The organism is Leisingera sp. G5_S3_59_S7, from assembly GCF_054968485.1.
Genome location: NZ_JBQKUH010000061.1, coordinates 1 through 26,109 on the forward strand (window position 1 = coordinate 1; position 26,109 = coordinate 26,109).

Consider the following 26,109-nt stretch of genomic DNA (forward strand, 5'->3'; position numbering starts at 1 on the left):
CAGGAATTGGGGCTCCACGCCGCGCGCCGCAGGCGCGCGGCGCCGGTCGGTTCGGGCCCAGCCCGAAGCGGAAAACCTCAATTCCAGCCTAACCCGAAGCGCAGCTGATGCATTTGAGCGCTGCCGGGTCCAGTTGCAGCCGCTTCGGGGCAATCTCCTCGCCGCAGTCCTCGCAATAGCCGTATTCATCCGCGTCCATGCGGGTCAGCGCAGCCGTCAGGCGCCGGGTTTCCAGCTGGCGGCGGGCGGCTTGGGCCTTGGCCATGGCCTGCATCTGCAGGGCGTCCATGCGCGACAGGCGGCCGACCATCTGCTGGTCCAGTTCCACCACCCCTTGGGCGTCCTCACCGCGGGCATCCTCTGCCGCCAGCTCTGCCAGCCGGGCGGTGATCTGCTGTTTCAACGCGGCCTGACCGGACTCATTCATTTTGAAAATATGCCTCATCACGGGTTTGCGTTTGCTGCAAACCACCTTAGATGGGTAGTCTGAGCGGAGAAAGGACGTTGACCCATGGCAAAAACACAGCAAGCCGTAACTCCGGTGGATCCCGTATGGGACCGCATCACCCGCGAAGCTGAGGAGGCCGTTGCCACCCAGCCGCTGATGGGCGGGCTGATTCACGCCTGCATCCTGCACCACAAGACGCTGGAAAAGGCGCTGTCGTACCGGATTGCCGCCAAGCTCTGCTCGAATGAGATGTCGATGATGGTGCTGCGCGAGATCGTCGACGAGGCCTATGAGAACTGCCCCGAAATTCTGGAAGCGGCACGCGCCGACCTGATGGCGATCAACGAGCGCGATCCGGCCAGCCACCGGCTGCTGCAGCCGATCCTGTACTTCAAGGGATTCCAGGCGGTGCAGGCCTACCGGGTCAGCCATTACCTGTGGGATCAGGGGCAGAAGGATCTGGCCTATTTCTTCCAGATGCGCACCTCGGAGATTTTCGGGATCGACATCCACCCCGGCGCCCGCATCGGCAAGGGGATCATGATCGACCATGCCCATTCCATCGTGATCGGCGAGACCGCGGTGGTGGGCGACAATGTGTCGATGCTGCATTCGGTGACCCTGGGCGGCACCGGCAAGGAAGAGCAGGACCGCCATCCCAAGATCGGCGACGGGGTGCTGATCGGGGCCGGCGCCAAGGTTCTGGGCAACATCAAGGTGGGCCATTGCAGCCGCATTGCCGCCGGGTCGGTGGTGCTGTCGGAGGTTCCGCCCTGCATGACTGTTGCCGGTGTGCCTGCAAAGATCGTCGGGGAGGCGGGCTGCGACCAGCCCTCGGTCAGCATGGACCAGAGGTTCCCGAACGGCTCCGGCACGGAGTGAGCAGCCCGGTTGCGGGCCTGAGAATTTGAGTATTTCAGGAAAGATGAAAGGGGCGGGTTCCGCCCCTTTTTGATGTGCGTATCAGCGGTGAATATTGTTTTCAAATAATGAGTTGCAGGCGGCATTTGATCTAGCAACGCCGGATGAGGAGGCCGCAGGTCCCGCTTTTGCGGCGGCAGGGCGGAGAGTGGTCTTAAAGCTTGGCGGCTGGCTTGATCCTGTTCCGTCCGGGGCGCATATTCCTGAGGAACACGATAGTTTTCTGCAGTTTCGATTTGGGGGACAGATCATGATTTACACAACCGAAGGCCGCGGGCGGCTGTATGGCTCGATCCTGGAAACCGTGGGCGACACGCCCGCCATCCGGCTGAACCGCATCGCGCCGGACCATGTCACCATGTATGTGAAGTTCGAGGCGTTCAATCCGGCGGGGTCGGTCAAAGACCGGTTGGCGCTGAACATTATCGAGGCGGCGGAGCGTGAAGGCCGGCTGGAGCCGGGCCAGACCGTGGTGGAGGCGACCAGCGGCAACACCGGCATCGGGCTGGCGATGGTGTGCGCCGCCAAGGGCTATCCGCTGGTGATCACAATGCACGACGGGTTTTCGGTCGAGCGGCGGCGGCTGATGCGGATGCTGGGCGCCAAGGTGGTGCTGACCCGCAAAGAGGACAAGGCGGTGGGCATGGTCGCCAAGGCCAAGGAACTGGCGGAGGCGAACGGCTGGTTCCTGGCGCATCAGTTCGAGACCAAGGACAACGCCGACATTCACGAGGCCACCACCGCGCGGGAGATCCTGGGCGATTTCGAGGGCGAAAGGCTGGATCACGTGGTGCTGGGCTATGGCACCGGCGGCACGGTTGCGGGGCTTGGGCGCGTCTTGAAAGCGGCGCGGCCGGATCTGAAGATCACCCTCAGCGAGCCCGCCAACGCGGCGCTGGTGCAGTCTGGTGAGGCGCAGGAGCGCAATGATGAGGGCGAGCCCGCGGCGACGCATCCGGCGTTCAACCCGCACCCCATTCAGGGCTGGACCCCGGATTTCATCCCGCTGGTGCTGCAGGAGGCGCTGGATAACGGCTATTTCGATGCGCTGGAGCCGGTGAGCGGCGACGAGAGCATCGCCTGGTCCAAGCGGCTGGCGGCGGAGGAGGGCATTCTGACCGGCATTTCCGGCGGGGGCAGCCTGGCGGCGGCCATCAAGGTGGCGGAAACCGCGCCGGAGGGCTCAGTGCTGCTGGCGATGCTGCCGGATACCGGCGAGCGCTATCTGTCGACGCCGTTGTTTGAGGATATTGCGGCGGAGATGGATGAGTCAGAACAGGCGCTGTCGGCCTCGACCCCCGGGTATCAGTACTGAGCGGCGCGCCGCCGCTGGCGGGGGGCTGGCGGCGGGTGTTGCGCAGGTGAGTATTTAGGGGAAGATGAAAAGCGGGCAGGGGGTGTTGCCTTCTGACGGTCTGGATTTCACGGGGCTCCGGGCGAGCGTTGGCTATCCCATTCGCTCGGCCCGCTATGCCGGACGAAACCGACATTGGATTTACTGCCTTCGCTGGCGCAGAGATCCCTCGCAGGCGCGGCATGAGACTTGCGTCACCGCATAAGATTTCCCGATTGCTGTCATACACAGGTGCAAAATTCGCCGAACCCGAACCGCTGTTTCGCCGCGACCAGAACCGAGAACCGAGAAGCAGGGAGCGGGGCTAGGCTTTCTTCACGCGGATAGGACGTTTGGCTCCGCTAGGTTTCTGATGCTCAAACGTTTTATGAGCTGTCTTACTGATGATAAACGAACCCGGTTTGGACTTGGCCGCGTCAGCTTCCATCAAGGTTTCCGGACAGGGTTTCCGTTGGCAATAATCTGATGGATCAGAGAAGCAGCAGCGTGGTGCCCTTCGGCATCAGTTCCCGTTCTATCCGCGTTCTCATGAAAGGCCGCGGCATCACGAAGAACACCAATGACTTCATGCTCAGGCAGCACCTGGAGATCTTTCATAGCCAGCAGCAATGCCTCGCAGATTGATAGCGCGGCCATTCCTGCACAGTCGGTCCGCTCGGACATTTTGGGCCTTCCTTTCTTGCATTGCGTGGCATGATAAGCTGACAGAGAGGTTATCTTCAGCACCTTCGCAGGAAACGAAGCAGGCCGAACTGATCCAAAGCAGTTCCGGGGACCGGCGGTGTTCAATACCACCGCGCCAGCTCAGGAGGGGTTATGAACTCCATCGAACACAGCCCGCTCGCAAGGAAGCTGTCGGCATTTGCCACTCTTTCAAAAGATGAGCTGGCCGTACTCACTCAGCTGCATCAGCGGCGGAAAACCTTTGCGGCAGGTTGTGACCTTGTGCATCAGGGACAGCCTGGACAGGCCGCGTACATTCTGGCTTCGGGCTGGGCCTGCTCGTACAAGATCCAGCCGGAGGGATCGCGCCAAATCGTCGACTTTCAGATACCGGGTGATTTTCTGGGATTGCGCAGCGTTTTGCTGCGCACTTCGGACCATAGCATCGAGCCTGTTGTGGAGATCGAAGCAGCCGAGGTTATGGCAGGTGACCTGCTGGGAGCATTTGCCGACACCCCAAGGCTGGCGGCCGCCATACTTTGGGCGGCGTCACGCGATGAAGCGATGGTTGTTGAGCATCTTGTCGGGCTGGGACGCCGCGATGCAGATGCGCGAATGGCACATTTTCTGCTGGAACTTGGTGCCAGGCTGGCGTTCGTCGGACTGGGAAGCAAGGAGGGCTATGCCTGCCCTTTGACCCAGTACCATCTTGCTGATGCTCTGGGATTGACCGCTGTCCATGTGAATCGTGTTCTGCGTCAACTTCGGGAACGAAAACTGGTCACCTTCCGGGAGGGCTACGTGAAGTTCGGAGATATTGACCGGCTCATGCAACTGGCGGATTTCGATCCGGCATATCTGGACCAAACCGGACCGCTTTTGAAATGAAACGGCCACCCTTCGGTAGAGCCCAGGCTGCCGGGTGGCGGGTTCAGAACGGTCAGGCTAGGCGAGAACTTGTTTTGCCGCGTCAAGCTCCCTGTACATTTCGGTATGGTTTTCATCGCTGTGCGCCTTCTCCGCAAGCCTGTAATGCTTCCAAGCCGCTTCTTTCTTCGGCCCGGCCGGGGCTCTTTCGCAGGCAGCTCTTATGGAATCCAATTTCACAGAAAGTCTTCTTGTTTCGGGGGTCATTTCGGTGTCCTTTCAAATGTCTCCGAGAATAAAAGGCGCGAACTATGTGCAAGACCGGATTGGACCAGCACATACCCCGCGCTTCTTTGGCACTCGGAAACAATCACACACCGGCAAAATACGGCGCCGGTTCGTTCCTTTTATCCGGGATTGGGTCTGCACGTACTGACACAGGTTAGCTAACGGTTTCCCGGTTCGGGCGCTCTGCAAAGACTGGTTGCACTCGCCTGAGTAAAAGTCGTCGACGAAGGCTATTCCTGCCCGCGTGCGCGTCGGAGACTGCATTAGGCCGACGCAGACCGGCACCGGGGTGGCACCGGCCGCTGCTGGCGGCCGCAGTCTCGATTGGTACCGGCAAAACTTCAAAACCTGATAGGCGCTAACATCGATCAGTGCGTGAACTTCGCGCTCACCTTAAGGTCTTTGATGACACTCAGCTTTGCCGGGATCACGCCCTGAAGATCCCAGGAAGCTTTTTTGCGGCAGAGGCAGCCAAACAAGCCAAACAGAAATTCAATGAGAACCTGGATGAACACACGGTCGTCCAGATCGACGGTGACGTTTTCCCATCGGTTTGTTTTTGGCAGGCTATGCAGAAGAACTTCCGGCCCGAGCCTGCGAAGTCAACGTGGAAGAGGAGCTGATTCAGGGGCTCAGCTTCGTGGCCTACCGCACCGCAGCAACCTATCTGCTGGTCCAGGGCAGGGGCGGCCAAGCAGGCCGGACCGAATTGCGCATGATCACCCAAAGTGACTTTGAAACTAACTGCGCAAAGCCGCGCCAGCGGATTTGACACAAAACAGCAATCATAGCGACGCGGCGCTTTCTCCGCAGGAGGACCAGAGATGACTTATCCCGAATGGCTGAGGCCCGGAGTTTACGGAGCCCTGATTGGCGCAGTCTCCATTACCATCGCAGGGTTCTCCTGGGGCGGCTGGGTGACAGGAAGCCAAGCAGATGCAATGGCCAGTTCCAGATCCCATGACGCGTTGATCGCGGCTTTGGTGCCGGTTTGCATCGACCAGGCACAAACAGATTCCAACCGGACCGCCAAGCTGGCATTAATCCAGGAGGCTATGTCTTACAAGCGCCGGGATGCCGTTATGGAAGCAGGCTGGGCAACGGTTCCTGGCTCAGAGCAGCCAAACCGTGATCTTGCACAGGCTTGCCTTGCCGGGCTGGATCTTGATGCCTCCTGATTTGTCAGAACGATCGGTGTCTTCTGAATCCAGCATAGCGTTGCTGGACAAAGAAATGGTCTCCTGGGCTTTCCTGAAAACCTTGATCAGATGTTTTGCAGCCGTGTTCGGGCTTTTGCTGGTATTCGCAGCGCCTGCTTTTCCGCAGTCAAGCACCTCCTCGATACCAGAAAACGCCCATGCCAAAAGTTACGGCGGCGGGTGGGAATGCAACCTGTCCTACCGCCTTGCCGGTGATACATGTGTTGAAGTTGCCGTGCCGCAAAACGCGTACCCGACGAACAAGCCTTATGGTACCGGGTGGGAGTGTCTGCATGGGTATATTGAGGTCGAAGGCACATCTTGTGATAAAGTCTTTATCCCGGAAGGCGGGTATCTCGATCCTTCGGGCAAGCGGTGGAACTGCTTGCGCGGATATCGGAAGGTCGACGACATCTGCCAGGAAATTGCCCTGCCGGAAAATTCCTATCTGACGAACGACACCAGCGCGCCAGCTTGGCGTTGCAATCGGGGATTTGAGGCCAAAGGTGAGAAATGCCTTGCTATCGATGTGCCGGAACACGCCTTCTTGAACGGCTCAAAATATGGGCAGCCTTGGACATGCGAGCGCGGGTACTTTGAACAGGATGGAACATGCACAGCCGTGTTCATCCCCGAAAATGCCTACTTTGACGATGCACCTTACAGAAACGGCTGGAAGTGCGCGCGCGGTTACGAAGTGTCTGGAAAGCGCTGTGTTCTTATAAAACTGCCGGATAACGCTCATCTCGACAGGTCAGGCAACCGATGGGAGTGCAACAAGAGCTTTCAGCGCGCAAGAGGCCGCTGTGTTCTGAGTAACTAGGCTTTGCACCTTATGCTGCCCTGCCTGGCGGCGTCATAACTTGCGGCGGGCAGTCAATGCCAAGCGCTTGTTTCAATCCAAAGGACAAATCATGGACCCCGCAGCCAAAGCCGGCCTCTCAGCACGGCAAAATGCAAGCAATGCGCGTTTGTCTTCACCAGTCCACTCAGAGGAGCCTGGGAGCAAAGGCAAGCTGCCCTTCCACCCTGTTCCCAGTGCAATCGTGTACTGCGAAGGAAACTTCGCCGGAAATGATGGGAAAACTGCAAACGGGCTGGTGCGCCACTCAAAGGCCTACCGGATAGTTTCAGTGATCGACAGCGGGCACCACGGGTGCGACAGCGGGCAAGTCCTTGATGGGGAAATCAACCGGATCCCGGTTTTCGGCAGTCTTGAAGCCGCCATTTCCCATCACCGCACAGTCCCTGACACGCTGATTTACGGGATGGCGCCGTCAAACGGGAAACTCTCCTGCAACGACCGGAAGGTTGTTCTGGAGGCGATCTCGCGGGGAATGAACATCGTAGCCGGCCTGCATGAATACCTAAGTGAAGACCTGGAGATCATTGCTGCTGCAAAATCCTGGAACGTTACTGTCCGGGATATCCGAAAGCCCCGGCTCAGCAAGGACATGCGCCTGTTCGACGGAAGTATTGCGCGTGTGAAGGCGATCCGTATCGCCATTTTGGGAACCGACTGCGCAATTGGAAAACGGACCACGGCGACCCTCCTCGAAAGGGCACTGAATGCGCAACGCATCAAGACGGTTCTGGTTGGCACAGGCCAAACAGGTTTGATGCAGGGCGGCAGGTATGGCGTCGCAATGGACGCGGTGCCGCCGCAATTCTGCTGCGGGGAATTGGAAGGGGCTGTGCTTGCGGCATACGAGAGCGAACAGCCGGATGTCATTCTGATCGAAGGCCAGGGCGCACTCAGCCATCCGGCGTTTTGCACTTCCGCATTCATTTTGCGCGGCAGCCAGCCCGACGCGGTGATCCTCCAGCATGCGCCAGCGCGGGCGCACCGCTGCGACTTTCCGGAGATGGCAATGCCGGATCCCAGTGACGAGATTGCCCTGATCGAAGCGTTTTCGGACACAAAGGTAATCGGCGTGACCCTCAACCATGAAGGGCTGACAGACGCGGAGATCAATGCTGCTATCAGGAACCATGCGCGGACACTGGACCTGCCGGTCAGCGATGCCCTCAGCTGCCCTCCGGCGCATCTGGCTGAACTTGTTCTGTCTGCTTATCCTCAATTACGGCCGGTGCCGGGGAAGGCTGCGTTATGAGTGCCCCGCGCTTGGAAATTGATCTGAGCAAAATCCGTCAGAACACGCGTGTTCTTGTCGACCGCTTGGACCCACGCGGGATCACTGTGACAGGTGTGACCAAAGCCGTATGCGGACACCCGGGCATTGCAAAAGCCATGCTTTCTGGCGGTGCAACAGGACTGGCTGATGCGCGGGTGGCAAATGTTGAGCGTATGCGCAAGGCAGGGATAACCTGCCCGGTCCTGATGATCCGGACACCCATGCTGAGCCAAGTGGAGCGCGTTGTCTCGTCCTGCGAAGCCAGTTGCAACACCGAAGCCGGGATCATCGCCAGCCTCGCCGCTGCTGCCCTGCGCCAAGGCACCAATCACGGGATCATCCTGATGGTGGAGATGGGGGATCTTCGTGAAGGCATTATGCGCGAGGATCTGACCGACATCGCGCTTCAGGTCACCAGAACACCGGGCGTGCTGCTCAGAGGCATCGGTGCAAACTTTGCTTGCCTGGCGGGCCCGGCTCCCACTGCTGAGGATATGGCGGCACTCTCATCACTCGCGGACGCCACGGAAGCGGAATGCGGCCCCTTCGTTGATGTGGTTTCCGGAGGCAGTTCCGCGAATCTGCGGTGGGCGCTTGATACAGGACCGGCAGGAAGGGTGAATAACCTGCGCCTGGGGGAGGCCATCCTGCTCGGCACCGATCCGGTTTCCGGAAACCCGATAAACGGGCTTCACACAGACGCTTTCGTCCTGCAGGCAGAGGTGATCGAGACAAAAACAAAGTCTAAGCTGGCACCGTTGAAGCTGTCCGATCCTGCATTGTCAGCGCTGAGCCTGGTGCCAGGCAATCATTGGAAAACCCGGTCGATCCTGGCCATCGGGCTGCAAGACACAGATCCGGCCGGGCTGATCTTTCCAGCAGCGGTTTCCTACATCGGTGCGACCAGCGATCACCTGGTCGTGGAAACGACGAATTGCCCGCTGCGTATCGGGAGCGAGATAACTCTGCGTTTGAACTACAGCGCCCTTTTGCACGCCATGGCAGCACCCGACGTTGAAAAAGTTCTTTGCGACGACAGACCTTCTGCAGACGCTCGTTCAGCCAGGCGGAATGGTCGGCACCCGGCACTCTTGTGATGCCGGCGGTCTCTTGGCGATGCAGCTCCAAACCTCGTTCAGCGGCCTCAAGTCTGCAGCGTCCCGTAGCAATTTGAGCCGGGAATACCTATATCTGATGTGACTGCTGGTGCTTTCTTCGCCTCACAGAGAGGCTGAAAACTGCGGCTCGCAACCGATCGACCGAAACATCTCTTTCAATGGCCTGAGCGCCGGCATTGGTCTGGGCACCGGTGACGCGGCTTTTCCGATCAATTCGGCTGGCGCAAATGCGAGAAAGAGAGAGGGGTTCAGATCCGCTTGCATGTTCAAGACCAGCCCTGACTGCCCTCTAAAGACCCTTGATGCCGTCAATCCGCGGCAACTCCGCTTTGCCGGACCGGCAAGAACAGCACCGCAGCAAAGGAGAACCAGAAAATGGATCAGCTGACAAGCAAGGCCGTCGCTATATTCTCCCGCCCTTTCACCTTGCCTGGATTTGACGAGACACTCCCAGCTGGGGAATACGGCATTGAAACCGAACTTTCCGCACCTCCCGGCCACCTGACACCCCAGGCCTGGAAAGCTTCTGTTTTGATACAGTTGCACCCGCGCGCGTCACATCCAGGGCTGGCTCGCAGCCTGACTGTTTCACTGGCGGACCTCGAGAGCGCCCAAGCCAAGGACAAGTTGTCAGGCAAGGACCTGTCGCAGTTCTTCCTTGAAGAAATGCTTGCCGACCCGATGGTGCGCTTGGTGATGCAGGCTGACGGCGTGTCTGAAGCCCAAATCCGCCGTTTGTACCTTGGCGAATGCGTTCCGGACCAGGATCGTGAGCAGGCTGCCCAAAGTGCTGAACAGGCAGGCCCTTCAGGCGCATTTGCAATCCAATCTGCTGAGAACGAAGGCTTGGCACCTCCGGCAGACAATCGCGCCAACAAAGTTGTCAGCCCTGCACCGGACATACCGGGCGGCAAGGAGCCACGTGATGGCTGATAGAAACGAACAAGATGCCTTTGTGACACCTGCCCGCGGAGACGTGCCGCGGGAGCGCCGTTGCTTGCGGTGCAACTCTGTTTTCTGGAGTGAATGGTTCGGTGAACGGATCTGCCGGCGCTGCAAATCTTCAAATGCATGGCGTACCGCTGTTTCGGTAAGATCCGGCTCGCCTGGCCGCCGTTGAAACCCTCCGGGCATCACAACTTTCACTATGCCGGATAGGCACTTCGCCAAGCTCTTAATGGGATTTACTCCTTGGCAGCCTGCGGACCTTCAAAGGTCGGCAGGAATGAACTGAATCTGACGCAACAGGTTAGATAAGAAGTGAGCTGGGTTTACGATGGCCTGCCAGTTCTGTTGCACATGCAAACTCTCCTACCCGAACGGAACGCTATGTCTGCGTTGATACGGAAGGTGGTCAGTGACCACCCGGCCAGGGGCCTCACCCTGAGAGTGGTTGCCTCTGGGCGCCAGTCCAAATGAACTGCAGTTTGCATCGTTCAGTTGCCAGGATGGCCTGATCTCACTGGCCGCTGCGTTTATACAGAAGCCGGGAGCGCCTTACGGAACGGCTGGTCTGCTTTCAGTTGACGCCGTTGCCATGCGCATGAGCTAACACTTTCTCGCGACTCTTGCCGCGGAGCTTCATCAAGCGGTCTTTTTGTCCCGCGCAATACGGGTCTGCGGTTTAAAATCGCTGCACACTGCCCCGAATGGCCGGGTTCTCCGCCGCATGGCGGCACCAAGAATTTTGCCGATGCCGCGTTTTCCCTGCTGCGAGCGCGCAGAGAGAAATTCGAGCTCACAGTTTGGGCTCGAAGCGGGCATTTGAGATTGGCGGCTGCATCGCACAAGAAAAAGCCCCGGCGCTGAGGCCGGGGCTTTGGTGTTTTGCAGAGGCGGCCTGTCAGGCCAGCATCACCATCGGGTTTTCCAGGTTCTCCTTGATCGCGTTCAGGAGTTCCGCCCCGAGCGCGCCGTCGATTACCCGGTGGTCGACCGAGAGGGTGACGGACATCACGGTGGCCACCGCCAGCTCGCCGTCCTTGCCGACAACCGGTTTTTTCACGCCGGCGCCAACGGCCAGGATCGCGCCGTGCGGCGGGTTGATCACCGCGTCGAAGTTGTCGATGCCGAACATGCCGAGGTTGGAGATCGCGAAGCTGCCGCCCTGGTATTCATGCGGCGCCAGCTTGCGGTCGCGGGCGCGGGCTGCGAGGTCTTTCATCTCAGCCGACAGGGCAGACAGGGATTTGGTGTCGCTGTCCTGCAGCACCGGAGTGAAGAGGCCGCCCTCGATGGCGACGGCGACGGCGACGTCGGAGGCTTTCATCTTGAGCACCCGGTCACCGGCCCAGACCGCGTTGGCGTCCGGCACCGACTGCAGCGCCAGGGCGCAGGCCTTGATGATGAAGTCGTTGACCGAGAGCTTGACGCCGCGGGCGTCGAGCTGCTTGTTCAGGTCGCCGCGGAACTTCAGCAGCGCGTCCAGCTGGATGTCGCGGCGCAGGTAGAAATGCGGCACCTGCTGCTTGGCCTCAGTCAGGCGGGCGGCGATGGTCTTGCGCATGCCGTCGAGCTTGACCTCTTCGTACTCGCGGCCCTCGTAGATGCGGGCCACCTGATCGGCGGAGGGGCCGGCCGCGGGGGCGGCAGCGGCCGCCGGTGCGCTGGCGGCTTCGGCCTTGGGAGCCTCTTCCTTGGCGGCTTGCGGCTTGGCGTCGATCACGTCGGCCTTGACGATGCGGCCCTTGGGGCCGGAGCCCTCGATCTGCGCGAGGTCCAGGCCCTTGTCGGCGGCGATGCGGCGCGCCAGCGGCGAGGCGAAGATGCGGTTGCCGTCGGCGCCCTGCGGCGCGGCGGGGGCGGCTTTGGCCTCTGCCTTCGGCGCTTCGGACTTGGCTTCCGCAGGCGCCTCTGCCTTGGCTTCCTTGGCCGGAGCCGCGTCCGCGCTGGAGCTGCCGGAGGTATCGATGTCGTCGGCGCTTTCGCCGTCTTCCAGCAGCACCGCGATCGGGGTGTTCACCTTCACGCCTTCGGAGCCTTCGGCGATCAGGATCTTGCCGACGGTGCCTTCGTCCACGGCTTCAAATTCCATGGTGGCCTTGTCGGTTTCGATCTCGGCGATCAGGTCGCCGGAGGAAACAGTGTCGCCTTCCTTGACCAGCCATTTGGCAAGGGTGCCTTCCTCCATGGTGGGAGAAAGCGCGGGCATCAGGATTTCGGTGGGCATGTCAGCGCTCCTCAATCAGAACAATTTGGTCAAACGGCGCCTTGGGGCGCCTGGTGCCGCGGGCCAGATGGGTGATCGCGGCTTCGATCTTGTCTTTGTATTCGGCCATCCAGACGTAGGCCTCCTGATGGGAGGGCCGCGAGCCGATCAGCCGTGTGTCTGCTGCCAGCCGTTCGGGAACCAGTGCGGTGACTGTGCGCCCGTCGACGGTCAGCGTGACGCGGTAGCTTTCGGTTTCGGGATCGCGGCCCCTGATTTCCATCGGTGCCTCTAGCGGTAGGACACTTGTTTCACGGCTTCGACCACCTCTTCCGTGGTGATCAGCGCGTGGCGTTCCAGGTTGGCGGCATAGGGCATCGGCACGTCCTTGCCGGTGCAGGTCACAACCGGCGCATCCAGGTAGTCGAACGCCTCGCGCTGCACTTCCGACGCGATGTAGCTGCCGACGGAGCCCTGCGGCCAGCCTTCCTCGACCGTGACCAGCCGGTTGGTTTTCTTGACCGATTCAATCACCGTGGGCAGGTCCATCGGGCGGAGCGTGCGCAGGTCGATGACCTCAGCCGAGATGCCGTCCTGGGCCAGCTTGTCGGCGGCTTCCAGCGCGTACTGCATGCCGATGCCGAAGGAGACGATGGTGGCGTCGGAGCCTTCGCGCCAGATCCGGGCCTTGCCGAAGGGGATGGTGAAATCGTCCAGTTTCGGCACGTCGAAGGCGCGGCCGTAGAGGATTTCGTTCTCCAGGAAGATCACCGGGTTGGGATCGCGGATGGCGGTCTTCATCAAACCTTTGGCGTCGGCGGCGGAGTAGGGCATCACCACCTTGAGGCCCGGGATCTGCATGTACCAGGCGGCGTAGTCCTGCGAGTGCTGGGCGCCGACACGGGCGGCAGCGCCGTTGGGGCCGCGGAACACCATCGGCGCGCCCATCTGGCCGCCGGACATGTAAAGCGTCTTAGCCGCCGAGTTGATGATCTGGTCAATCGCCTGCATGGCGAAGTTGAAGGTCATGAACTCGACAATCGGGCGCAACCCGCCAAAGGCCGCGCCGGTGGCGATGCCGGTAAAGCCGTGCTCAGTGATCGGGGTGTCGATCACCCGCTTGGCGCCAAACTCATCCAGCAGGCCCTGGGAGACCTTGTAGGCGCCCTGGTACTCGGCGACTTCCTCGCCCATCAGGAACACGTCCTCGTCGCGGCGCATTTCCTCGGCCATGGCGTCGCGCAGTGCTTCGCGCACGGTGGTCTGCACCATCTCGGTGCCTTCCGGGTAGTCGGGCTCCAGAACCTTGGCCGGCATGGCAGGTTCTTTCTGCGGTGCGGCAGCGGCGGGTTCGTCCGAGGGCGCTTCCCCGGCGGGCGCATCCCCGGCAGGGGCCTCTTCCTTGGCGCTGGAGGCCTCGTAGTCGTCAGCGCTTTCGCCGTCTTCGACCAGCACCGCGATGGGGGTGTTGACCTTGACGCCTTCGGTGCCTTCACCGATCAGGATCTTGCCGACGGTGCCTTCGTCGACGGCTTCGAATTCCATCGTCGCCTTGTCGGTTTCGATCTCGGCCAGGATGTCGCCGGAGTTCACGGTATCGCCTTCCTTGACCAGCCATTTGGCCAGGGTGCCTTCCTCCATGGTCGGCGACAGGGCGGGCATCAGAATTTCAGTTGCCATGTCTTGTTCTTCCCTCTCAGGCGTTTTCCTGCGGCACTTCGTCCGCATAGATGTCGGTCCAGAGCTCTTCCAAGGCGGGCTCGGGGCTTTCCTTGGCGAAGTCGGCGGACTTGGAAACGATTTCCTTGATCTCCTTGTCGATCGCCTTGAGGTCCTCTTCGGTGGCGTGCTTGCCGGTCAGGAGCATGTCGCGGACCTGCTCGATCGGGTCGCGCTCCTCGCGCATCTTCTGGACCTCTTCGCGGGTGCGGTACTTGGCCGGATCCGACATCGAGTGGCCGCGGTAGCGGTAGGTTTTGACCTCAAGGATGTAGGGGCCGTCGCCGTTGCGGCAGTGGGCCACGGCGCGCTCGCCCGCTTCCTTGACGGAGAGGACGTTCATGCCGTCCACCGCTTCGCCCGGGATGCCGAACGCCTTGCCGCGTTCCCAGATCTCGGCGCTGGAGGTGGAGCGCTGTTGCGAGGTGCCCATGGCGTACTGGTTGTTTTCGATCACGAAGATCACCGGCAGCTTCCACAGGGCGGCCATGTTGAAGGTCTCGTAGACCTGGCCCTGGTTGGCGGCGCCGTCACCGAAATAGGTGAAGGTGACGCGGCCGTTGCCCTTGTACTTGTCGGCGAATGCGAGGCCTGCGCCGATCGGCACCTGGGCGCCGACGATGCCGTGGCCGCCATAGAAATGCTTCTCCTTGGAGAACATGTGCATGGAGCCGCCCTTGCCCTTGGAGTAGCCGCCCTCGCGGCCCGTGAGCTCAGCCATGACGCCGTCGGGGTCCATGCCGCAGGCCAGCATGTGGCCGTGGTCGCGGTAGGAGGTGACGCGCTTGTCGCCTTCCTCGGCGGCGGCCTCGAGGCCCACGACAACGGCTTCCTGGCCGATGTAGAGGTGGCAGAAGCCCCCGATCAGACCCATGCCGTACAGCTGGCCCGATTTTTCCTCGAATCGGCGGATCAGCAGCATCTCGCGGTAGTAGTGGGTGAGTTCTTCGGCAGAAACGTTTGGTTTCTTTGTGGTTTTTCTAGCGGCCATGGTGGTCGGCTCCCCCTGTAGGCTAGATAGTTTAGCATTAAACAAATTCATAACCGGTTTTGCGGCGGCTGAATAGTGTTATTCTGCCGCGGGGTTTCCGCCGCGTAAAAAACCGCCGAGGGCGCGCAAAAATGCCACGCCGGCGGGGCTGCGGCAGGTGCCGCATCATGGCCGCTTGCGCCCGGCAGGGGAAGGCCCTTTTGCAGCGGGACAGCGGGAGGGGTTCCGGCAGGCCGCGCAGCGCGGGCCATGGCCGGCATCCGGGGCGGCTATCTGTTTGGGAGGCTGTTGCAGGCAGGCTGGACGGACCGGCCGCCGCCGGTGTTACACAGGGAGCGTAGAGGCGGGGGTCAGCGGATCACGATCTCGTCGGCGCGGACCAGGCCGAGCACCGAGCGGGCCTGCTCATCCAGCAGGTCGAGATCGAGATAATCGTCGGAGAGGCGTCGGGTCAGGTTTTCCATGTCGCCGATCTGGGTCTGGAGACGGCCGAGATCCAGCCGCAGTTCTTCTGCTTCGGCTTGGATCTCGACCCTCCGGAATAGACCGAAGTCGCCTTGTACCGCCGCAAAGGTAAAATACGCGCTGAGCGCGAAGGCGATAGCAAAGAAGGCGATGGCGCCAAAAGACGGCCGGGTGCTTCGGGTCACGTTGGGAGTGCCTGTATGTTACTGCTGTAGTGTTTTGATTTTGCGCCGTTTCCCGGCGTCTGACTTATGTATGCCACAACCGAATCGGCTTGTGAATCCCAAAACTGTCCACAGGGGGAATTTTTTGCGGTTCGGCCCCGGCGCTGCCGTAACGGCAGCCCGGTGGTGACGCCGCGCTGTGCTGGCCACAGGCCGGCCGCTTGCGCAGGCTGGGGGTCAGGGAGGATCAGCGATGCAAGACAGTGCAGCCTGCGCCGGGCGCGGCGATTTGGGAACTCATGAGGTGCAGAACCAGCCGCAGCCGCGCGGCGGGCGCGATCTGTGGGCGGAGGACGCGTCGCTGCGGTCCTATGCGGCGCATCACGGCGGCCGCGCAGAGGAGCTTGCCCGCGCGGGGGCGGAATACGGCAGCGGCGCGCTGCTGGAGGCAGCTGCGGAGGCGCGGCGCGATCCGCCGCGGCTGGAGCTGTTCAGCCGCTCCGGCCGCCGCCTGGACGAGGTGCGGTTCAACGCGGGCTATCATCAGGTGATGGCGGCGGCGCAGCGGCTGGGCTATGCCCATGCCGCCTGGGACGGCAGGCCGGGCGGCCATGTCACCCATGCGGCGCATGTCTATATGCTTAATCAGGTGGAGCCGGGCGTGTGCTGCCCGATGACCATGACCTATGCCGCCATACCCGCGCTGCGCCATGCGCCGGATCTGGCGGCGCTGTGGCACCCGAAGCTGCTGAGCGCGGAGTATGACGCCGGGGTACGGCCCGTGGCGCACAAGCGCGGCGCGACGCTGGGTATGGCGATGACCGAGAAGCAGGGCGGCTCTGACGTTCGGGCCAATACCACCCGGGCGGTGCGGGACGGCGCCCATTACCGGCTGACCGGGCATAAGTGGTTCTGCTCGGCGCCGATGTCGGACGGCTTCCTGACACTGGCCTACGCGGAGGGCGGGCTGACCTGTTTTCTGGTGCCGCGCTGGCTGGAGGAGGGGCGCAACGGCATCCGGCTGCAGCGGCTGAAGGACAAGCTGGGAAACCGCGCCAATGCAAGCTCTGAGATCGAATACGCGGAGGCGCTGGCGTACCGGGTGGGCGAGGAGGGCGCGGGCGTGCGCACCATCATCGAAATGGTGCATCACACACGGCTGGACACCGCGCTGGCGCCTGCCGGGCTGATGCGGGCGGCGCTGGCGGAGGCGTTCTGGTGGGCCGAGGGGCGTGCGGCCTTTCAGAAGAAGCTGATCGACCAGCCGCTGATGCGCGCGGTGCTGGTCGATCTGGTGCTGGATGCCGAGGGCGCGCTGGCCGCAGGGATGGCGATGGCGGCGGCCTTTGACCGGACGGACGCGGACAGCCGGGCGCTGGCGCGGATCGGGGTCGCCTTGGCGAAATACCTTGGCAACAAGCGCTGCATCCCGGTGATCGGCGAGGCGATGGAGGTGCTGGGCGGCATGGGCTATGTCGAGGAAACGCCGATGCCGATGCTGTACCGCGAGGCACCGCTGAACGGGATCTGGGAAGGCTCCGGCAACGTGATCTGCCTGGATATCCTGCGCACGCTGGCCAGGGAGCCGCGGGCCAGTGCGGCGCTGAACGCGCTGCTGGACGGGGCCAGGGGCGGGGACAGGCGCTATGACGCGGCGCTGGCGGCGCACCGGGCGCGCTGGCCCGGGCTGCCGGATGAGGCGGAGGCGCGCTGGTTCGCCGAAAGCCTGGCCACGCTGATGACGGCGGCCTGCCTGATGGACGCGGCGCCTGCTGCAGTGGCAGAGGGTTATGTGGGAAGCCGGGTTGCCGGAGAGCGCGGTTCGCTGCCGGGCTCGGTGGCCGGGCTGGATGTGCCGGCGGTCCTGGCGCGGTTCCGCGGCGCATAGGGCCGCGCCGGACAAGAAAAAGGCCCAGCTTTGCAGCTGGGCCGGACAGCGCTGACCGCGCGGGGCTTACTGCTCCAGTGCGGCGACGCCGGGCAGGGTTTTGCCTTCCATCCATTCCAGGAAGGCGCCGCCGGCGGTGGAGATATAGGTGAAGTCGCCGGCTGCGCCGGAGGCGTTCAGGGCCGCAACGGTGTCGCCGCCGCCGGCAACCGAGATCAGCTGGCCGGAACGGGTCATCGCCGCGGCCTTGAGCGCGGCCGCGTTGGTGGCGGCGTCGAACGGCTCCAGCTCAAACGCACCGAGGGGGCCGTTCCAGATCAGCGTCTTGCTGTTTGCAAAAACCTCGATGATGCGGGCGAGGCTTTCCGGGCCTGCGTCCAGGATCATGCCGTCCTCCGGGCATTGATCGGCGGGCAGGGTTTCGTGCTCGGCGTGGGCTTCGAATTTCTTGGCGACCACGATGTCAACGGGCAGGATGATCTCGCAGCCCGCGGCCTCGGCCTTGGCCAGGATCTCGGCTGCGGTGTCCTTCATGATGCGCTCGGCCAGGGAGATGCCGACCGGCAGGCCTTTGGCGACCAGGAAAGTGTTGGCCATGCCGCCGCCGATCACCAGGTGGTCGACTTTCTCAATCAGGTTGCCCAGCAGTTCCAGCTTGGTCGAAACCTTGGCGCCGCCGACAACGGCCGTCACCGGACGCTGGGGCTGGCCCAGGGCGCTTTCCAGCGCTTCCAGTTCGGCCTGCATCAGGCGGCCGGCGCAGGCGGGCAGCAGGCGGGCAATCGCCTCGGTCGAGGAATGCGCGCGGTGGGCGGCGGAGAAGGCGTCGTTGCAGTAAACCTCGCCCAGGCGGGCCATGCCGGCGGCGAGGTCGGGATCGTTCTTGGTCTCGGCGGCGTGGAAGCGGGTGTTTTCCAAGAGCAGCACTTCGCCCGGCTGCAGCGCATCGGCAGCGGCTTCGGCGCCGGCACCGACGCAATCGGCGGCAAACAGCACGCGGGTTTCAAAGGCGCGCTCCAGTGTCGGCACCAGCTGGTTCAGCGACAGGTTCTCGCGGCGCTCGCCGCCGGGGCGGCCGAAGTGGGCCAGCAGGATCGGCTTGCCGCCTGCGGCCAGAATATCGCGCACGGTGGGGGCGATGCGGCGGATGCGGGTGGAGTCGGTCACCACGCCGTCGACGATCGGCACGTTGATGTCCACACGCACCAGCACGCGCTTGCCGTTCAGATCCATGTCGTCGAGTGTTTTCCAGCCCATCTGCGAAACCCCTTGTATGGTGAAAGTGCAGTCAAATCCGCGCGCTGTTTCGGGGGTTTTTGCGCATCAGTCAATGCTCCCTTGGCATTTCCCGGCGCTGGCCTTAACTATCGTTGCAAATTTCGACGACAGGAGGGCCACATGGCCGAGATCAAAGATCCCGAAAACACCGTCATCATCGAACTGAAAGACGGAAATGTTGTGATTGAGCTGCTGCCCGACGTGGCGCCGAAGCATTCCGAGCGGATGAAGGAACTGGCCCGTGCCGGCGAATACGACAACGTCTGCTTCCACCGGGTGATCGACGGTTTCATGGCGCAGACCGGCGACGTGGCCAACGGCGACATGGAAGACGGCTTTAACATCCGCATGGCGGGCACCGGCGGCTCCTCGCTGCCGAATGTTCCGGCTGAGTTCTCCAAGCTGCCGCACGACCGCGGCACCCTGGGCGCGGCGCGCTCTGCCAACCCGGATTCTGCAAACTCGCAGTTCTTCATCAACTTCAAGGACAACCACTTCCTGAACGGCCAGTACACCGTGTACGGCCGTGTCATCGAGGGCATGGAGCACGTGGACGCCATCACCCGCGGCGAGCCGCCTGCGAACCCGGACCGCATGATCAGCGTCAAGGTTGCTGCGGATGCGTAAGTGCCTGACCGCTCTGGCCCTGCTGGCGGCAGGGCCGGCCTTTGCCACCGGCCTGGAAATCCAGGTCGAGGGGGAAGCCAACGGCACCATCAAGATCGACCTGTTCGAGGATGTGGCGCCCAAGCATGTGGAACAGATCACCGCACTGGCCGAAGAAGGCAAATACGATGGTGTGGTGTTCCACCGGGTGATTGAAGGCTTCATGGCGCAGACCGGCGACGTCGAATTCGGCAAGGCCGGCGGCGACATGCGCCGGGCCGGGCAGGGCGGCTCTGACCGGCCCGATCTGGCGGCTGAGTTCTCCGACATCACCTATGACCGCGGCGTGGTCGGCATGGCCCGGTCACAGAGCCCGGACAGCGCCAACTCGCAGTTCTTCATTATGTTTGCCCCGGGCCCGTTCCTCGACGGCCAGTACACGGTTGTCGGCAAGGTGACCGAAGGCATGGATGTGGTCGATGCGATCAAGCGCGGTGCCGGTCCCAATGGCGCGGTGATCGGCCAGCCCGACACCATGGCCAAGGTGAGCGTGACCGAATAGCGCCTTCCGGCTTTTGAAAGACAATGGCCCGCGCCCGGCACCCCGGGGGCGGGCCTTTGCTTGTGCGGGGTGATGACAGCCGGTCACAAGCCCGTGCCCGCCCCTGTTCCGCGCCTCTCTGCCGCCGTTTACTGGGACCGGGAGGTGCTGGTCATGCTGAGGGGGGTGTTGTTGTGTTTCGGGCTGCTGCTGGCGGGCAGCGCTTATGCCGATCCGCAGATCTGGCAGAGGGAATGGCCCAAGACCGACTTCAGCCAGACTCTGGTTAAGGACTGGCAGGAAATCCGCTCGGGCGGGGTGCCCAAGGACGGCATTCCGGCGCTGGATGCACCGCAGTTCACAGAGGCAGCCAAAGACCGCCGCATCAAGCCGCGCGAGCCGGTGATCACGCTGGAGCTGGAGGGCGCCCGGCCGCGGGCCTATCCGCTGCGCTACCTGACCTGGCATGAAATCGTGAATGACGTGGTGGCGGGGGTGGCGGTGGCGGTGACCTATTGCCCGCTGTGCAACTCTGCGATGACCTTTGACCGGCGCACCCGGGCCGGGGTTCTGCGCTTTGGGGTCACCGGCAAGCTGCGCCATTCGGATCTGGTGATGTATGACCGCGAAACCCAAAGCTGGTGGCAGCAGGCAATCGGCACCGCCATTGTCGGCAGGATGAGCGGCACCCGGCTGGCGGCGCTGCCGAGCTGGGTGGAAAGCTGGGAAGAGTTCACCGCCCGCAACCCGGACGGGCTGGTGATGGCGCAGCCGGGGTGGAACCGGCGTTACGGGCAGAACCCATATGTGAATTACGACAGGTCGGACTGGCCGTTCCTGTATGACGGCACCCCGCCGCCGCACGGGCTGGCGCCGATGGAGCGGGTGGTGCGGGTCGGCAACCGGGCCTGGCCGCTGTCGCGGCTGGCGCGCGAGGGCGGGATCCGCGAGGCCGGCGTGGTGCTGAGCTGGCGGGCAGGCCAGGCCTCGGCGCTGGATGCGGGCACGATTGCCAGGGGGCGCGACATCGGGTCGGTCCGGGTGCGGGACGGGCAGGGGCGGGATGTGCCCCATGACGTGATGTTCGCCTTTGCCTTCCACGCATTCTGGCCGGATGGCAAGTGGATGCTGAAATGACAAAAGGCGCGCCGGGCGGGGCGCGCCTTGATCCGTGCCGCGGCCCGCAGGCTTAGAACAGGAAGTTATCCGCGTCCTGCAGCTGCGCCGCGCTGATGTCTTCCACCAGGATGGTCACATCGGCGAAGGAGACCAGCACGTCATCGCCCTGCTGCTCAAAGTCCAGCTGTCCCAGCCGGGAGGCGCCGCGCCCGATCTGGATGTGGTCCTGGCCTGCGGTGAAGTCGGTGATGGTGTCGTTGCCGTGGCCCTTGTGGAACACAAAGGTGTCGGCGCGGCCGCCGCCGGTGAGCTGGTCGTTGCCCTTGTGGCCGAGCAGCACGTCGCGGCCGTTGCCGCCGCTGAGCTTGTCGCCGCCGGTGCCGCCGGACAGGGTGTCATTGCCGCCGCCGCCGGACAGGGTGTCGTTGCCGTTGCCGCCCTTGAGATGATCTTTGCCGGTGCCGCCGAGCAGCCTGTCTCTGCCCTGGCCGCCGTCCAGCTGATCGTCCCCGCTTTGGCCGCTGAGGAAGTCGTTGTCGCCGCCGCCGGTCAGGGTGTCCGCACCGGTGCCGCCGTCCAGCTGATCCAGGCCGGAGCCGCCGTCGAGGCTGTCGGAACCGTCTTCGCCTTTCAGAACGTCATTGCCCGACAAACCGCGCAGGGTGTCGTTGCCGATGCCGCCGAGAATAAGATCGTGGCTGATGCCGGCGGTGCTGTCGCCCTGCAGGCTGTTGCTGCTGGAGCTGCCGACGGTCAGGGCCAGCGTGCGGTTGGCAAATTCCAGGATCTCGACGCCGCTGATGCGGTCCTGGCCGTCCGCGCTGTTGAGAACCAGCGCGCTGTAGCTGGAAGAGGCGGTGGCATTGCCGAATGTGTCGTTGATGACCAGCCGGTCGGTGCCGCTGCCGCCGTCCACCGTGTCGTCGCCGGTGCCCAGAGTGAGCACATCATTGCCGCCATAGGTCGCCCAGTAAGTGCCGGTCTGCACGTTGGACGTGATGGTGTCACTGCCGCTGAGCGAGCTGCTGCCGCCAAGGTAGTCCAGCTGGTAGTAGCTGATGTTCATTTCCGAGATAGAAACCTTGGTGGTTCCGTTCTGGTAGATGGCCATCGAGGAGATGGTCCAATTGTAATAGCTGCTGCTGCTGAAATTGCCCTGAATCTCCATCACGGAGCCGTTTGTGCCAGAAAGCGTGATGTAGCTGTCCGTGTAGGCGAGCAATGTGGGGTTGCTGAAGTTGTTCCAGGCGGAACCGGTCAATGTCCACGCGCCGCTGGGATCGTCGATGACAACTTTCATGATGCGAAAGGCCTTCTGCTATTGAACTGCCGCCGGGCGCCAGGGGCCTCCGGCGCAGGCGGCTTTAACTAAGAATTGATTTTCACGTTTAGCGCGAATTTGAAAGAGCGGGAAATCCTGACCCTGCGGGATGATGGCAAAAAAGAAACGCCGCAAGCAGAGGCTTGCGGCGTTTGCTGTTCGTCGCGGAATGGTTCAGGCTCAGCCTTCGGCCTTATGCGCCGCGGTGGCGGCCTGGACCGCTGCCGAGGGGGCCGGGGCCGCGGCGGGGGCTGCCGCCGGGGCGGATTTGCGGCCGCCCGGGTTCAGCGGATCGTCCTGGCGCTGCACGGAGCCTTCGAAATGGGCGCCGCTTTCGATTGCGATGGTCTTGTGGATGATGTCGCCTTCGACCCGCGCGGTGGAGGTCAGGCGCACCTTCAGGCCTCGCACGCGGCCGACGATGCGGCCGTTGATCACCACGTCGTCGGCGGTGATTTCGCCCTTGATGGTGGCGGTTTCGCCGACGGTCAGCAGGTGCGCGCGGATGTCGCCCTCGACGGTGCCTTCGACCTGGATGTCGCCGGTGGTTTTGACGTTGCCGGTGATGTGCAGGTCCGAGCTGAGCAGCGATGCGGCGGGCTTGGCCTTGGGCGCGCTGGACTTGTAGTCGCTGGCCGCCGGTGCAGCCGGAGCGGCAGAGGCGGGGGCAGCCGGGGTTGCTTCGGCCTGCTTCGGCCCGGGCTCGTTGATTTTGCTCTTAGAAAACATTTCTCGCAGCCTTGATGTAGATCATGGGGTTTACAGGTTGCCCGTTGACCCGCACCTCGTAGTGGAGGTGGGTCCCGGTGGACCGTCCGGTGTTACCCATATCAGCAATGTGATCCCCGCGCGAGACCCTTTGGCCGGCCTTAACGCGGAGTTTCGAATTATGGGCGTATCTTGTTTCGATGCCGAATGCATGGCGGATCGTCACCAGGCGGCCGTAGCCGGATTGCCAGCCCGCGTGGGTCACGACGCCGTCGGCGGTGGCAAAGATGTCAGTGCCGGTGCGGCCGGCGAAATCGGACCCCTTGTGCAGGCGGCGGCCGCCGGTCTTAGGGTCGCGGCGGTAGCCGAAGCCGGAGCTTTGGCGCACTTGGCCCAGGTTGACCGGGGTGGCGAACGGCGCCTTTTGCGCCGCCAGACGGTACAGGTTCAGCTGGTCCAGCCGGGCCAGAATATTGTTGGCGCGCAGCTCTTCCGGGGACGGTTCCTCACCCCGGGTCGACATTGCCAAAGGGCTGAGCGGCCCGCCCTGGCCGTTGTAGCCGCGCCGCACCTGCTCCAGGATCCGGTCGGGCGGCATGCCGGCGCTGCGGAACATTTTATCGAGCGGGGTGATCGAGACCGCGACAGCCTCTTCCAGCTGGCGGAAGATCTGGCCGTTGCGCTCTTCCATCAGCTGCAGTTCCAGCTCCAGCTCCTGGCGCTGGCCGATGGCGTCCAGCGCGTCGGCCATGATCCGGTCGCGTTCCGCCGCGGTGTCGGTCAGGGCGCCGGCCAGCATGTCCATCTGCTCCGTGGCGCTGGCCATGACCGCGGGGGCGGCGTTTTCGTCCTGGGTTTCCGCCTCCAGCTGCGCCAGCGCTTTGCGGGCGCCGTCGCGGTCGCTCATGGTGTCGCGCAGGGTGGTCTGAATCACCTCGATGCCGGTTTCCAGCTCGCGGCGGCGGGTTTCCGAGGCCAGCAGCTCAGACTGCATCATCGAAATCTGGGCCAGCACGGCGTTGAACCGCTCCTGCGCTGCCAGGGCTTCTTCGGCGCGGGCGTCGCGCTCGGCGGAGATCGCGTTCAGCCGTTCGCGGTAGGTCTGCTGATCGCGTTTGGCCAGCTCGCGGAAATTGCCGGCGCCGATGCTGTCCATCAGCACGATGGCGGTGGCGACAATGGTCCAGGCGACAAACAGGGTGATGCCTGCCACCGCAACCAGCTGGGTTTCCGACCGCAGCCGGATGAAACGCGTGTCGCTGTCGGATTTGAGGAACACCCGCCGCTCAGGAAAGCGGCGCTCCAGAAACGCGTGAATTCTGATCGCGAGCCGTGTGCGCAAAGTCCGTTCCCTGTCCCGTTCCCTACCGGCGCCGCAAGGCGGATCCGGTGCCTTGGGCGAAGTGAATAGACAGGGCGGGCCGATTGGGCAAGCCTGTTGACCCATTGGGACGGATGCCGGCGGTAAGGTGAGGTGTATCGGCGGGATTTTGCCGAAAGGAGCGGCGGGCAGGCAGCAGCAATGGCAAGAACTGCGCCGGAGAATGGCTCGGCTCCGGGACGCCGGTAGCACCGCCTGACCGGCCAGGACGTGTGCCGCGCCGAAGGAGGGCCGGGCAGATCAGCCCGGCTGGCCTTTGCGCCGTTCCTCCTGCGCTTCGGTCCAGCCGCTTTCCCAGGCCTGGTGATCGGCAGTGTCGAAGCCATATGGATTTCCGGTGAAGGGCTGGCCGTTCATGCCGGCGCGGTAGCCCTCGTCAAACTGCGCGCCCCGCGGGTCCATGCCGCAGGCGTGATGCGCGGTGTCGCGCAGGTGGGCGGCAAATTCGGGGTATTTGGCAAGGTCGGTTTGGTCGAGCCCTTCGGGATGCCGCGTGAGGGCCTGGTGGCCGCGGCTGGTCAACCGCCAGCTGGCCGCCTCTCCCGGCACCGGCTCTGCCGGGACCAGGATGCCGGCGATCTCCAGGTCGGACAGGTGCCCGTCCAGGCGTTCGCGCAGGGCCTCCGGCGGCAGGCCCGGGGTTTCGTTGGCTTGGCGGAAAAGACCGCCGAGCGCCTTTTCACAGCTGTCCAGCGTTACCGGGCCGGACTTTGCCGTGTGCAGGATCAGGGCCACGAGGCTTGCTGTGCTGAGCAAAGGAAAGTCGTTTTCGAACATGGGATCACCCGGCTGCCGAGGTTTCCCAGTCTAGGCGGCTGAGGCGGTTTGGTAAAGAAGACTGTGGGCCGCCAGGCCTCAGCGGCCCGGCAGGTCCCGCGCCTGATCGGCCAAGGGCCAGTAGAAATCCGGCGGCAGCCCGGCATCGGCGCGCTTTTCCTCGTTGAAGGGCGGCTTCAGGGCGCCGTGGAAGTATTTCCGCACCAGCGCGTGAAACACCTCCTTGGGGTCCAGGTTGTCCCGCCCGCACAGGAAGTTGAACCATTTGGAGCCATAGGCGACATGCCCGACCTCCTCGGCATATATCACCTCCAGCGCGTCGATGGCCTGGGTGAGCTGTGCCTTGCGGAAGATTTCGATCATGCCGGGAGTGACGTCCAGCCCGCGCGCCTCCAGCACCATTGGCACCACCGCCAGGCGGCCCATCAGGTCCTCTGCCGTGTCCTCGGCGGCGCGCCACATGCCGGCGTGGGCCGGCAGGGCGCCGTAATGGCTGCCCAGCGCTTCAAGACAGTCGCACATCAGGTTGAAATGCTTTGATTCTTCATCCGCGGCCTTGACCCAGTCGTCGAAGAAGCCCACCGGCATCGGCACGTGGGAAAAACGGGCGATGATGTCCCAGTGCAGGTCAACGGCGTTCAGCTCGATATGGGCGACGGCATGCAGCAGCGCGAGGCGGCCGGCCTCGGACCCCGGCTTGCGCTTGGGCACGTCGCGGGGGTGCAGCAGCTCAGGCTTGTCCGGCCGGGCCGGGTGCATCGGCGGGGAGGCGGTGCCGATGGCGATGTCCGGGCCGGAGCCGTTGCGGAAGGCAAACCACGCGGCGGCGTGGCGGCGCGACAGCGCGGTCTTCTGCCGCCCGTCTGCGGTGTTCAGCACCTCTGCGGCGCGTCCGGCGAGCGTTAGGGGCTGATCGGTCATGCGGGTCTCCTGTTGCAGCGGCTGGCCCGGGTTCACCTGATTTGGGCGGCGGAGTCCAGTGCGGAAACGGCAGCGCTCCCGCGTCCGCG

27 protein-coding genes are annotated in these 26,109 nt (G+C 63.2%); 13 read left to right on the top strand and 14 right to left on the bottom strand.

The genetic code is table 11. The features are described from left to right. Positions 1 to 88: 88 nt before the first annotated feature. The gene (locus ACTRWG_RS19385; protein WP_167332332.1) at positions 89 to 445 is read right to left on the bottom strand and encodes a TraR/DksA family transcriptional regulator; all 357 of its coding nucleotides are present in this window, start codon (positions 443 to 445) and stop codon (positions 89 to 91) included. A 66-nt stretch (positions 446 to 511) separates the two neighbouring features. On the opposite strand from ACTRWG_RS19385, the gene cysE reads away from it, so the two are divergent. Continuing rightward, on the top strand, positions 512 to 1,330 hold the full coding sequence (gene cysE / locus ACTRWG_RS19390; RefSeq protein ID WP_027237768.1) for a serine O-acetyltransferase: 819 nt from the start codon (positions 512 to 514) through the stop codon (positions 1,328 to 1,330). A 289-nt stretch (positions 1,331 to 1,619) separates the two neighbouring features. Continuing rightward, positions 1,620 to 2,684 carry a PLP-dependent cysteine synthase family protein gene (locus ACTRWG_RS19395; protein ID WP_462829806.1) on the top strand — a complete coding sequence of 355 codons (1,065 nt, stop codon included), beginning with the start codon at positions 1,620 to 1,622 and terminating at the stop codon, positions 2,682 to 2,684. Positions 2,685 to 3,149: 465 nt separating this feature from the next. Here the strand turns inward: ACTRWG_RS19395 and ACTRWG_RS19400 are convergent, their stop codons facing one another. Beyond that, complete coding sequence (locus tag ACTRWG_RS19400) at positions 3,150 to 3,386, bottom strand: hypothetical protein (RefSeq protein ID WP_259969393.1); 237 nt, start codon at positions 3,384 to 3,386, stop codon at positions 3,150 to 3,152. Between the two features lie 153 nt (positions 3,387 to 3,539). On the opposite strand from ACTRWG_RS19400, the gene ACTRWG_RS19405 reads away from it, so the two are divergent. After that, positions 3,540 to 4,274 carry a Crp/Fnr family transcriptional regulator gene (locus ACTRWG_RS19405; protein WP_462829807.1) on the top strand — a complete coding sequence of 245 codons (735 nt, stop codon included), beginning with the start codon at positions 3,540 to 3,542 and terminating at the stop codon, positions 4,272 to 4,274. A 57-nt stretch (positions 4,275 to 4,331) separates the two neighbouring features. On the opposite strand, the gene ACTRWG_RS19410 is transcribed toward ACTRWG_RS19405, so the two are convergent. Then, positions 4,332 to 4,520: a hypothetical protein gene (locus ACTRWG_RS19410; RefSeq protein WP_084299630.1), complete on the bottom strand. Its 189-nt coding sequence runs from the start codon at positions 4,518 to 4,520 to the stop codon at positions 4,332 to 4,334. Positions 4,521 to 5,100: 580 nt separating this feature from the next. On the opposite strand from ACTRWG_RS19410, the gene ACTRWG_RS19415 reads away from it, so the two are divergent. From ACTRWG_RS19415 to ACTRWG_RS19440, 6 genes are all read left to right on the top strand, one after another. Beyond that, on the top strand, positions 5,101 to 5,313 hold the full coding sequence (locus ACTRWG_RS19415; RefSeq protein ID WP_462829808.1) for a hypothetical protein: 213 nt from the start codon (positions 5,101 to 5,103) through the stop codon (positions 5,311 to 5,313). 52 nt (positions 5,314 to 5,365) lie between these two features. Then, entirely contained in the window at positions 5,366 to 5,719 is a 354-nt protein-coding gene (locus tag ACTRWG_RS19420) for a hypothetical protein (RefSeq protein WP_259959144.1), read from the top strand. Beyond that, entirely contained in the window at positions 5,709 to 6,563 is an 855-nt protein-coding gene (locus ACTRWG_RS19425) for a hypothetical protein (RefSeq protein WP_462829809.1), read from the top strand. The genes ACTRWG_RS19420 and ACTRWG_RS19425 overlap by 11 nt, the downstream gene beginning before the upstream one ends. A gap of 91 nt (positions 6,564 to 6,654) precedes the next feature. Next, the gene (locus ACTRWG_RS19430; protein WP_462829810.1) at positions 6,655 to 7,854 is read left to right on the top strand and encodes a DUF1611 domain-containing protein; all 1,200 of its coding nucleotides are present in this window, start codon (positions 6,655 to 6,657) and stop codon (positions 7,852 to 7,854) included. A gap of 11 nt (positions 7,855 to 7,865) precedes the next feature. Next, positions 7,866 to 8,972, top strand: coding sequence for an alanine/ornithine racemase family PLP-dependent enzyme (locus ACTRWG_RS19435; RefSeq protein WP_245597402.1), 1,107 nt, complete (start codon positions 7,866 to 7,868; stop codon positions 8,970 to 8,972). A 396-nt stretch (positions 8,973 to 9,368) separates the two neighbouring features. Beyond that, complete coding sequence (locus ACTRWG_RS19440; RefSeq protein ID WP_462829811.1) at positions 9,369 to 9,926, top strand: hypothetical protein; 558 nt, start codon at positions 9,369 to 9,371, stop codon at positions 9,924 to 9,926. A 910-nt stretch (positions 9,927 to 10,836) separates the two neighbouring features. Here the strand turns inward: ACTRWG_RS19440 and ACTRWG_RS19445 are convergent. From ACTRWG_RS19445 to ACTRWG_RS19465, 5 genes are all read right to left on the bottom strand, one after another. Then, complete coding sequence (locus ACTRWG_RS19445; RefSeq protein ID WP_462829812.1) at positions 10,837 to 12,162, bottom strand: pyruvate dehydrogenase complex dihydrolipoamide acetyltransferase; 1,326 nt, start codon at positions 12,160 to 12,162, stop codon at positions 10,837 to 10,839. Between the two features lies 1 nt (position 12,163). Beyond that, positions 12,164 to 12,424, bottom strand: coding sequence for a hypothetical protein (locus tag ACTRWG_RS19450; protein ID WP_027237761.1), 261 nt, complete (start codon positions 12,422 to 12,424; stop codon positions 12,164 to 12,166). An 8-nt stretch (positions 12,425 to 12,432) separates the two neighbouring features. Beyond that, positions 12,433 to 13,821 (bottom strand): pyruvate dehydrogenase complex E1 component subunit beta, encoded by a 1,389-nt coding sequence (locus ACTRWG_RS19455; protein WP_259959150.1) that lies wholly within the window; start codon positions 13,819 to 13,821, stop codon positions 12,433 to 12,435. A 16-nt stretch (positions 13,822 to 13,837) separates the two neighbouring features. Continuing rightward, the gene (pdhA, locus tag ACTRWG_RS19460; protein ID WP_027237759.1) at positions 13,838 to 14,851 is read right to left on the bottom strand and encodes a pyruvate dehydrogenase (acetyl-transferring) E1 component subunit alpha; all 1,014 of its coding nucleotides are present in this window, start codon (positions 14,849 to 14,851) and stop codon (positions 13,838 to 13,840) included. A 350-nt stretch (positions 14,852 to 15,201) separates the two neighbouring features. Further along, the gene (locus ACTRWG_RS19465; protein ID WP_027237758.1) at positions 15,202 to 15,501 is read right to left on the bottom strand and encodes an FtsB family cell division protein; all 300 of its coding nucleotides are present in this window, start codon (positions 15,499 to 15,501) and stop codon (positions 15,202 to 15,204) included. Between the two features lie 232 nt (positions 15,502 to 15,733). Here ACTRWG_RS19465 and ACTRWG_RS19470 point away from each other — a divergent pair, with 232 nt between their 5' ends. Further along, positions 15,734 to 17,368, top strand: coding sequence for an acyl-CoA dehydrogenase family protein (locus ACTRWG_RS19470; protein ID WP_462829813.1), 1,635 nt, complete (start codon positions 15,734 to 15,736; stop codon positions 17,366 to 17,368). A gap of 66 nt (positions 17,369 to 17,434) precedes the next feature. Here ACTRWG_RS19470 and ACTRWG_RS19475 read toward each other — a convergent pair whose 3' ends face one another. Next, positions 17,435 to 18,625 (bottom strand): phosphoglycerate kinase, encoded by a 1,191-nt coding sequence (locus ACTRWG_RS19475; RefSeq protein ID WP_027237756.1) that lies wholly within the window; start codon positions 18,623 to 18,625, stop codon positions 17,435 to 17,437. A 141-nt stretch (positions 18,626 to 18,766) separates the two neighbouring features. Here ACTRWG_RS19475 and ACTRWG_RS19480 point away from each other — a divergent pair, with 141 nt between their 5' ends. The 3 genes from ACTRWG_RS19480 (at position 18,767) to ACTRWG_RS19490 (ending at position 20,930) form a co-directional block, all read left to right on the top strand. Further along, a complete protein-coding gene (locus ACTRWG_RS19480; protein WP_259959152.1) occupies positions 18,767 to 19,273 on the top strand; it encodes a peptidylprolyl isomerase in 507 nt (168 codons plus the stop codon). Then, the gene (locus ACTRWG_RS19485; RefSeq protein WP_027237754.1) at positions 19,266 to 19,814 is read left to right on the top strand and encodes a peptidylprolyl isomerase; all 549 of its coding nucleotides are present in this window, start codon (positions 19,266 to 19,268) and stop codon (positions 19,812 to 19,814) included. Before ACTRWG_RS19480 ends, ACTRWG_RS19485 begins: the two co-directional genes overlap by 8 nt. A 153-nt stretch (positions 19,815 to 19,967) precedes the next feature. Then, complete coding sequence (locus ACTRWG_RS19490; RefSeq protein WP_462829815.1) at positions 19,968 to 20,930, top strand: DUF3179 domain-containing protein; 963 nt, start codon at positions 19,968 to 19,970, stop codon at positions 20,928 to 20,930. A gap of 52 nt (positions 20,931 to 20,982) precedes the next feature. Here the strand turns inward: ACTRWG_RS19490 and ACTRWG_RS19495 are convergent, their stop codons facing one another. The 5 genes from ACTRWG_RS19495 to ACTRWG_RS19515 all read right to left on the bottom strand — a co-directional run bounded on the left by ACTRWG_RS19495 (position 20,983) and on the right by ACTRWG_RS19515 (position 26,020). Further along, on the bottom strand, positions 20,983 to 22,212 hold the full coding sequence (locus ACTRWG_RS19495) for a calcium-binding protein (protein ID WP_036797568.1): 1,230 nt from the start codon (positions 22,210 to 22,212) through the stop codon (positions 20,983 to 20,985). A gap of 201 nt (positions 22,213 to 22,413) precedes the next feature. Next, entirely contained in the window at positions 22,414 to 22,962 is a 549-nt protein-coding gene (locus ACTRWG_RS19500; RefSeq protein WP_027237751.1) for a bactofilin family protein, read from the bottom strand. Beyond that, a complete protein-coding gene (locus ACTRWG_RS19505) occupies positions 22,952 to 24,283 on the bottom strand; it encodes a M23 family metallopeptidase (RefSeq protein WP_027237750.1) in 1,332 nt (443 codons plus the stop codon). Before ACTRWG_RS19505 ends, ACTRWG_RS19500 begins: the two co-directional genes overlap by 11 nt. Before the next feature lie 279 nt (positions 24,284 to 24,562). Continuing rightward, positions 24,563 to 25,099: a ribosome modulation factor gene (locus tag ACTRWG_RS19510; RefSeq protein ID WP_462829814.1), complete on the bottom strand. Its 537-nt coding sequence runs from the start codon at positions 25,097 to 25,099 to the stop codon at positions 24,563 to 24,565. 78 nt (positions 25,100 to 25,177) lie between these two features. Continuing rightward, positions 25,178 to 26,020, bottom strand: a complete 843-nt coding sequence (locus tag ACTRWG_RS19515) for a ferritin-like domain-containing protein (RefSeq protein WP_027237748.1) — start codon at positions 26,018 to 26,020, stop codon at positions 25,178 to 25,180. Positions 26,021 to 26,109: the final 89 nt, after the last annotated feature.

What these genes read in the sequence shown, in the direction of transcription:
- ACTRWG_RS19395 (WP_462829806.1), top strand. Translation starts at nt 1,620, where the DNA reads ATGATTTACACAACCGAAGGCCGCGGGCGGCTGTATGGCTCGATCCTG.
- ACTRWG_RS19475 (WP_027237756.1), bottom strand. Translation starts at nt 18,625, where the DNA reads ATGGGCTGGAAAACACTCGACGACATGGATCTGAACGGCAAGCGCGTG.
- pdhA (WP_027237759.1), bottom strand. Translation starts at nt 14,851, where the DNA reads ATGGCCGCTAGAAAAACCACAAAGAAACCAAACGTTTCTGCCGAAGAA.
- ACTRWG_RS19440 (WP_462829811.1), top strand. Translation starts at nt 9,369, where the DNA reads ATGGATCAGCTGACAAGCAAGGCCGTCGCTATATTCTCCCGCCCTTTC.
- ACTRWG_RS19420 (WP_259959144.1), top strand. Translation starts at nt 5,366, where the DNA reads ATGACTTATCCCGAATGGCTGAGGCCCGGAGTTTACGGAGCCCTGATT.
- ACTRWG_RS19430 (WP_462829810.1), top strand. Translation starts at nt 6,655, where the DNA reads ATGGACCCCGCAGCCAAAGCCGGCCTCTCAGCACGGCAAAATGCAAGC.
- ACTRWG_RS19400 (WP_259969393.1), bottom strand. Translation starts at nt 3,386, where the DNA reads ATGTCCGAGCGGACCGACTGTGCAGGAATGGCCGCGCTATCAATCTGC.
- ACTRWG_RS19410 (WP_084299630.1), bottom strand. Translation starts at nt 4,520, where the DNA reads ATGACCCCCGAAACAAGAAGACTTTCTGTGAAATTGGATTCCATAAGA.
- ACTRWG_RS19450 (WP_027237761.1), bottom strand. Translation starts at nt 12,424, where the DNA reads ATGGAAATCAGGGGCCGCGATCCCGAAACCGAAAGCTACCGCGTCACG.
- ACTRWG_RS19425 (WP_462829809.1), top strand. Translation starts at nt 5,709, where the DNA reads ATGCCTCCTGATTTGTCAGAACGATCGGTGTCTTCTGAATCCAGCATA.
- cysE (WP_027237768.1), top strand. Translation starts at nt 512, where the DNA reads ATGGCAAAAACACAGCAAGCCGTAACTCCGGTGGATCCCGTATGGGAC.
- ACTRWG_RS19500 (WP_027237751.1), bottom strand. Translation starts at nt 22,962, where the DNA reads ATGTTTTCTAAGAGCAAAATCAACGAGCCCGGGCCGAAGCAGGCCGAA.
- ACTRWG_RS19495 (WP_036797568.1), bottom strand. Translation starts at nt 22,212, where the DNA reads ATGAAAGTTGTCATCGACGATCCCAGCGGCGCGTGGACATTGACCGGT.
- ACTRWG_RS19490 (WP_462829815.1), top strand. Translation starts at nt 19,968, where the DNA reads ATGCTGAGGGGGGTGTTGTTGTGTTTCGGGCTGCTGCTGGCGGGCAGC.
- ACTRWG_RS19470 (WP_462829813.1), top strand. Translation starts at nt 15,734, where the DNA reads ATGCAAGACAGTGCAGCCTGCGCCGGGCGCGGCGATTTGGGAACTCAT.
- ACTRWG_RS19445 (WP_462829812.1), bottom strand. Translation starts at nt 12,162, where the DNA reads ATGCCCACCGAAATCCTGATGCCCGCGCTTTCTCCCACCATGGAGGAA.
- ACTRWG_RS19485 (WP_027237754.1), top strand. Translation starts at nt 19,266, where the DNA reads ATGCGTAAGTGCCTGACCGCTCTGGCCCTGCTGGCGGCAGGGCCGGCC.
- ACTRWG_RS19405 (WP_462829807.1), top strand. Translation starts at nt 3,540, where the DNA reads ATGAACTCCATCGAACACAGCCCGCTCGCAAGGAAGCTGTCGGCATTT.
- ACTRWG_RS19480 (WP_259959152.1), top strand. Translation starts at nt 18,767, where the DNA reads ATGGCCGAGATCAAAGATCCCGAAAACACCGTCATCATCGAACTGAAA.
- ACTRWG_RS19455 (WP_259959150.1), bottom strand. Translation starts at nt 13,821, where the DNA reads ATGGCAACTGAAATTCTGATGCCCGCCCTGTCGCCGACCATGGAGGAA.
- ACTRWG_RS19510 (WP_462829814.1), bottom strand. Translation starts at nt 25,099, where the DNA reads ATGTTCGAAAACGACTTTCCTTTGCTCAGCACAGCAAGCCTCGTGGCC.
- ACTRWG_RS19385 (WP_167332332.1), bottom strand. Translation starts at nt 445, where the DNA reads ATGAGGCATATTTTCAAAATGAATGAGTCCGGTCAGGCCGCGTTGAAA.
- ACTRWG_RS19515 (WP_027237748.1), bottom strand. Translation starts at nt 26,020, where the DNA reads ATGACCGATCAGCCCCTAACGCTCGCCGGACGCGCCGCAGAGGTGCTG.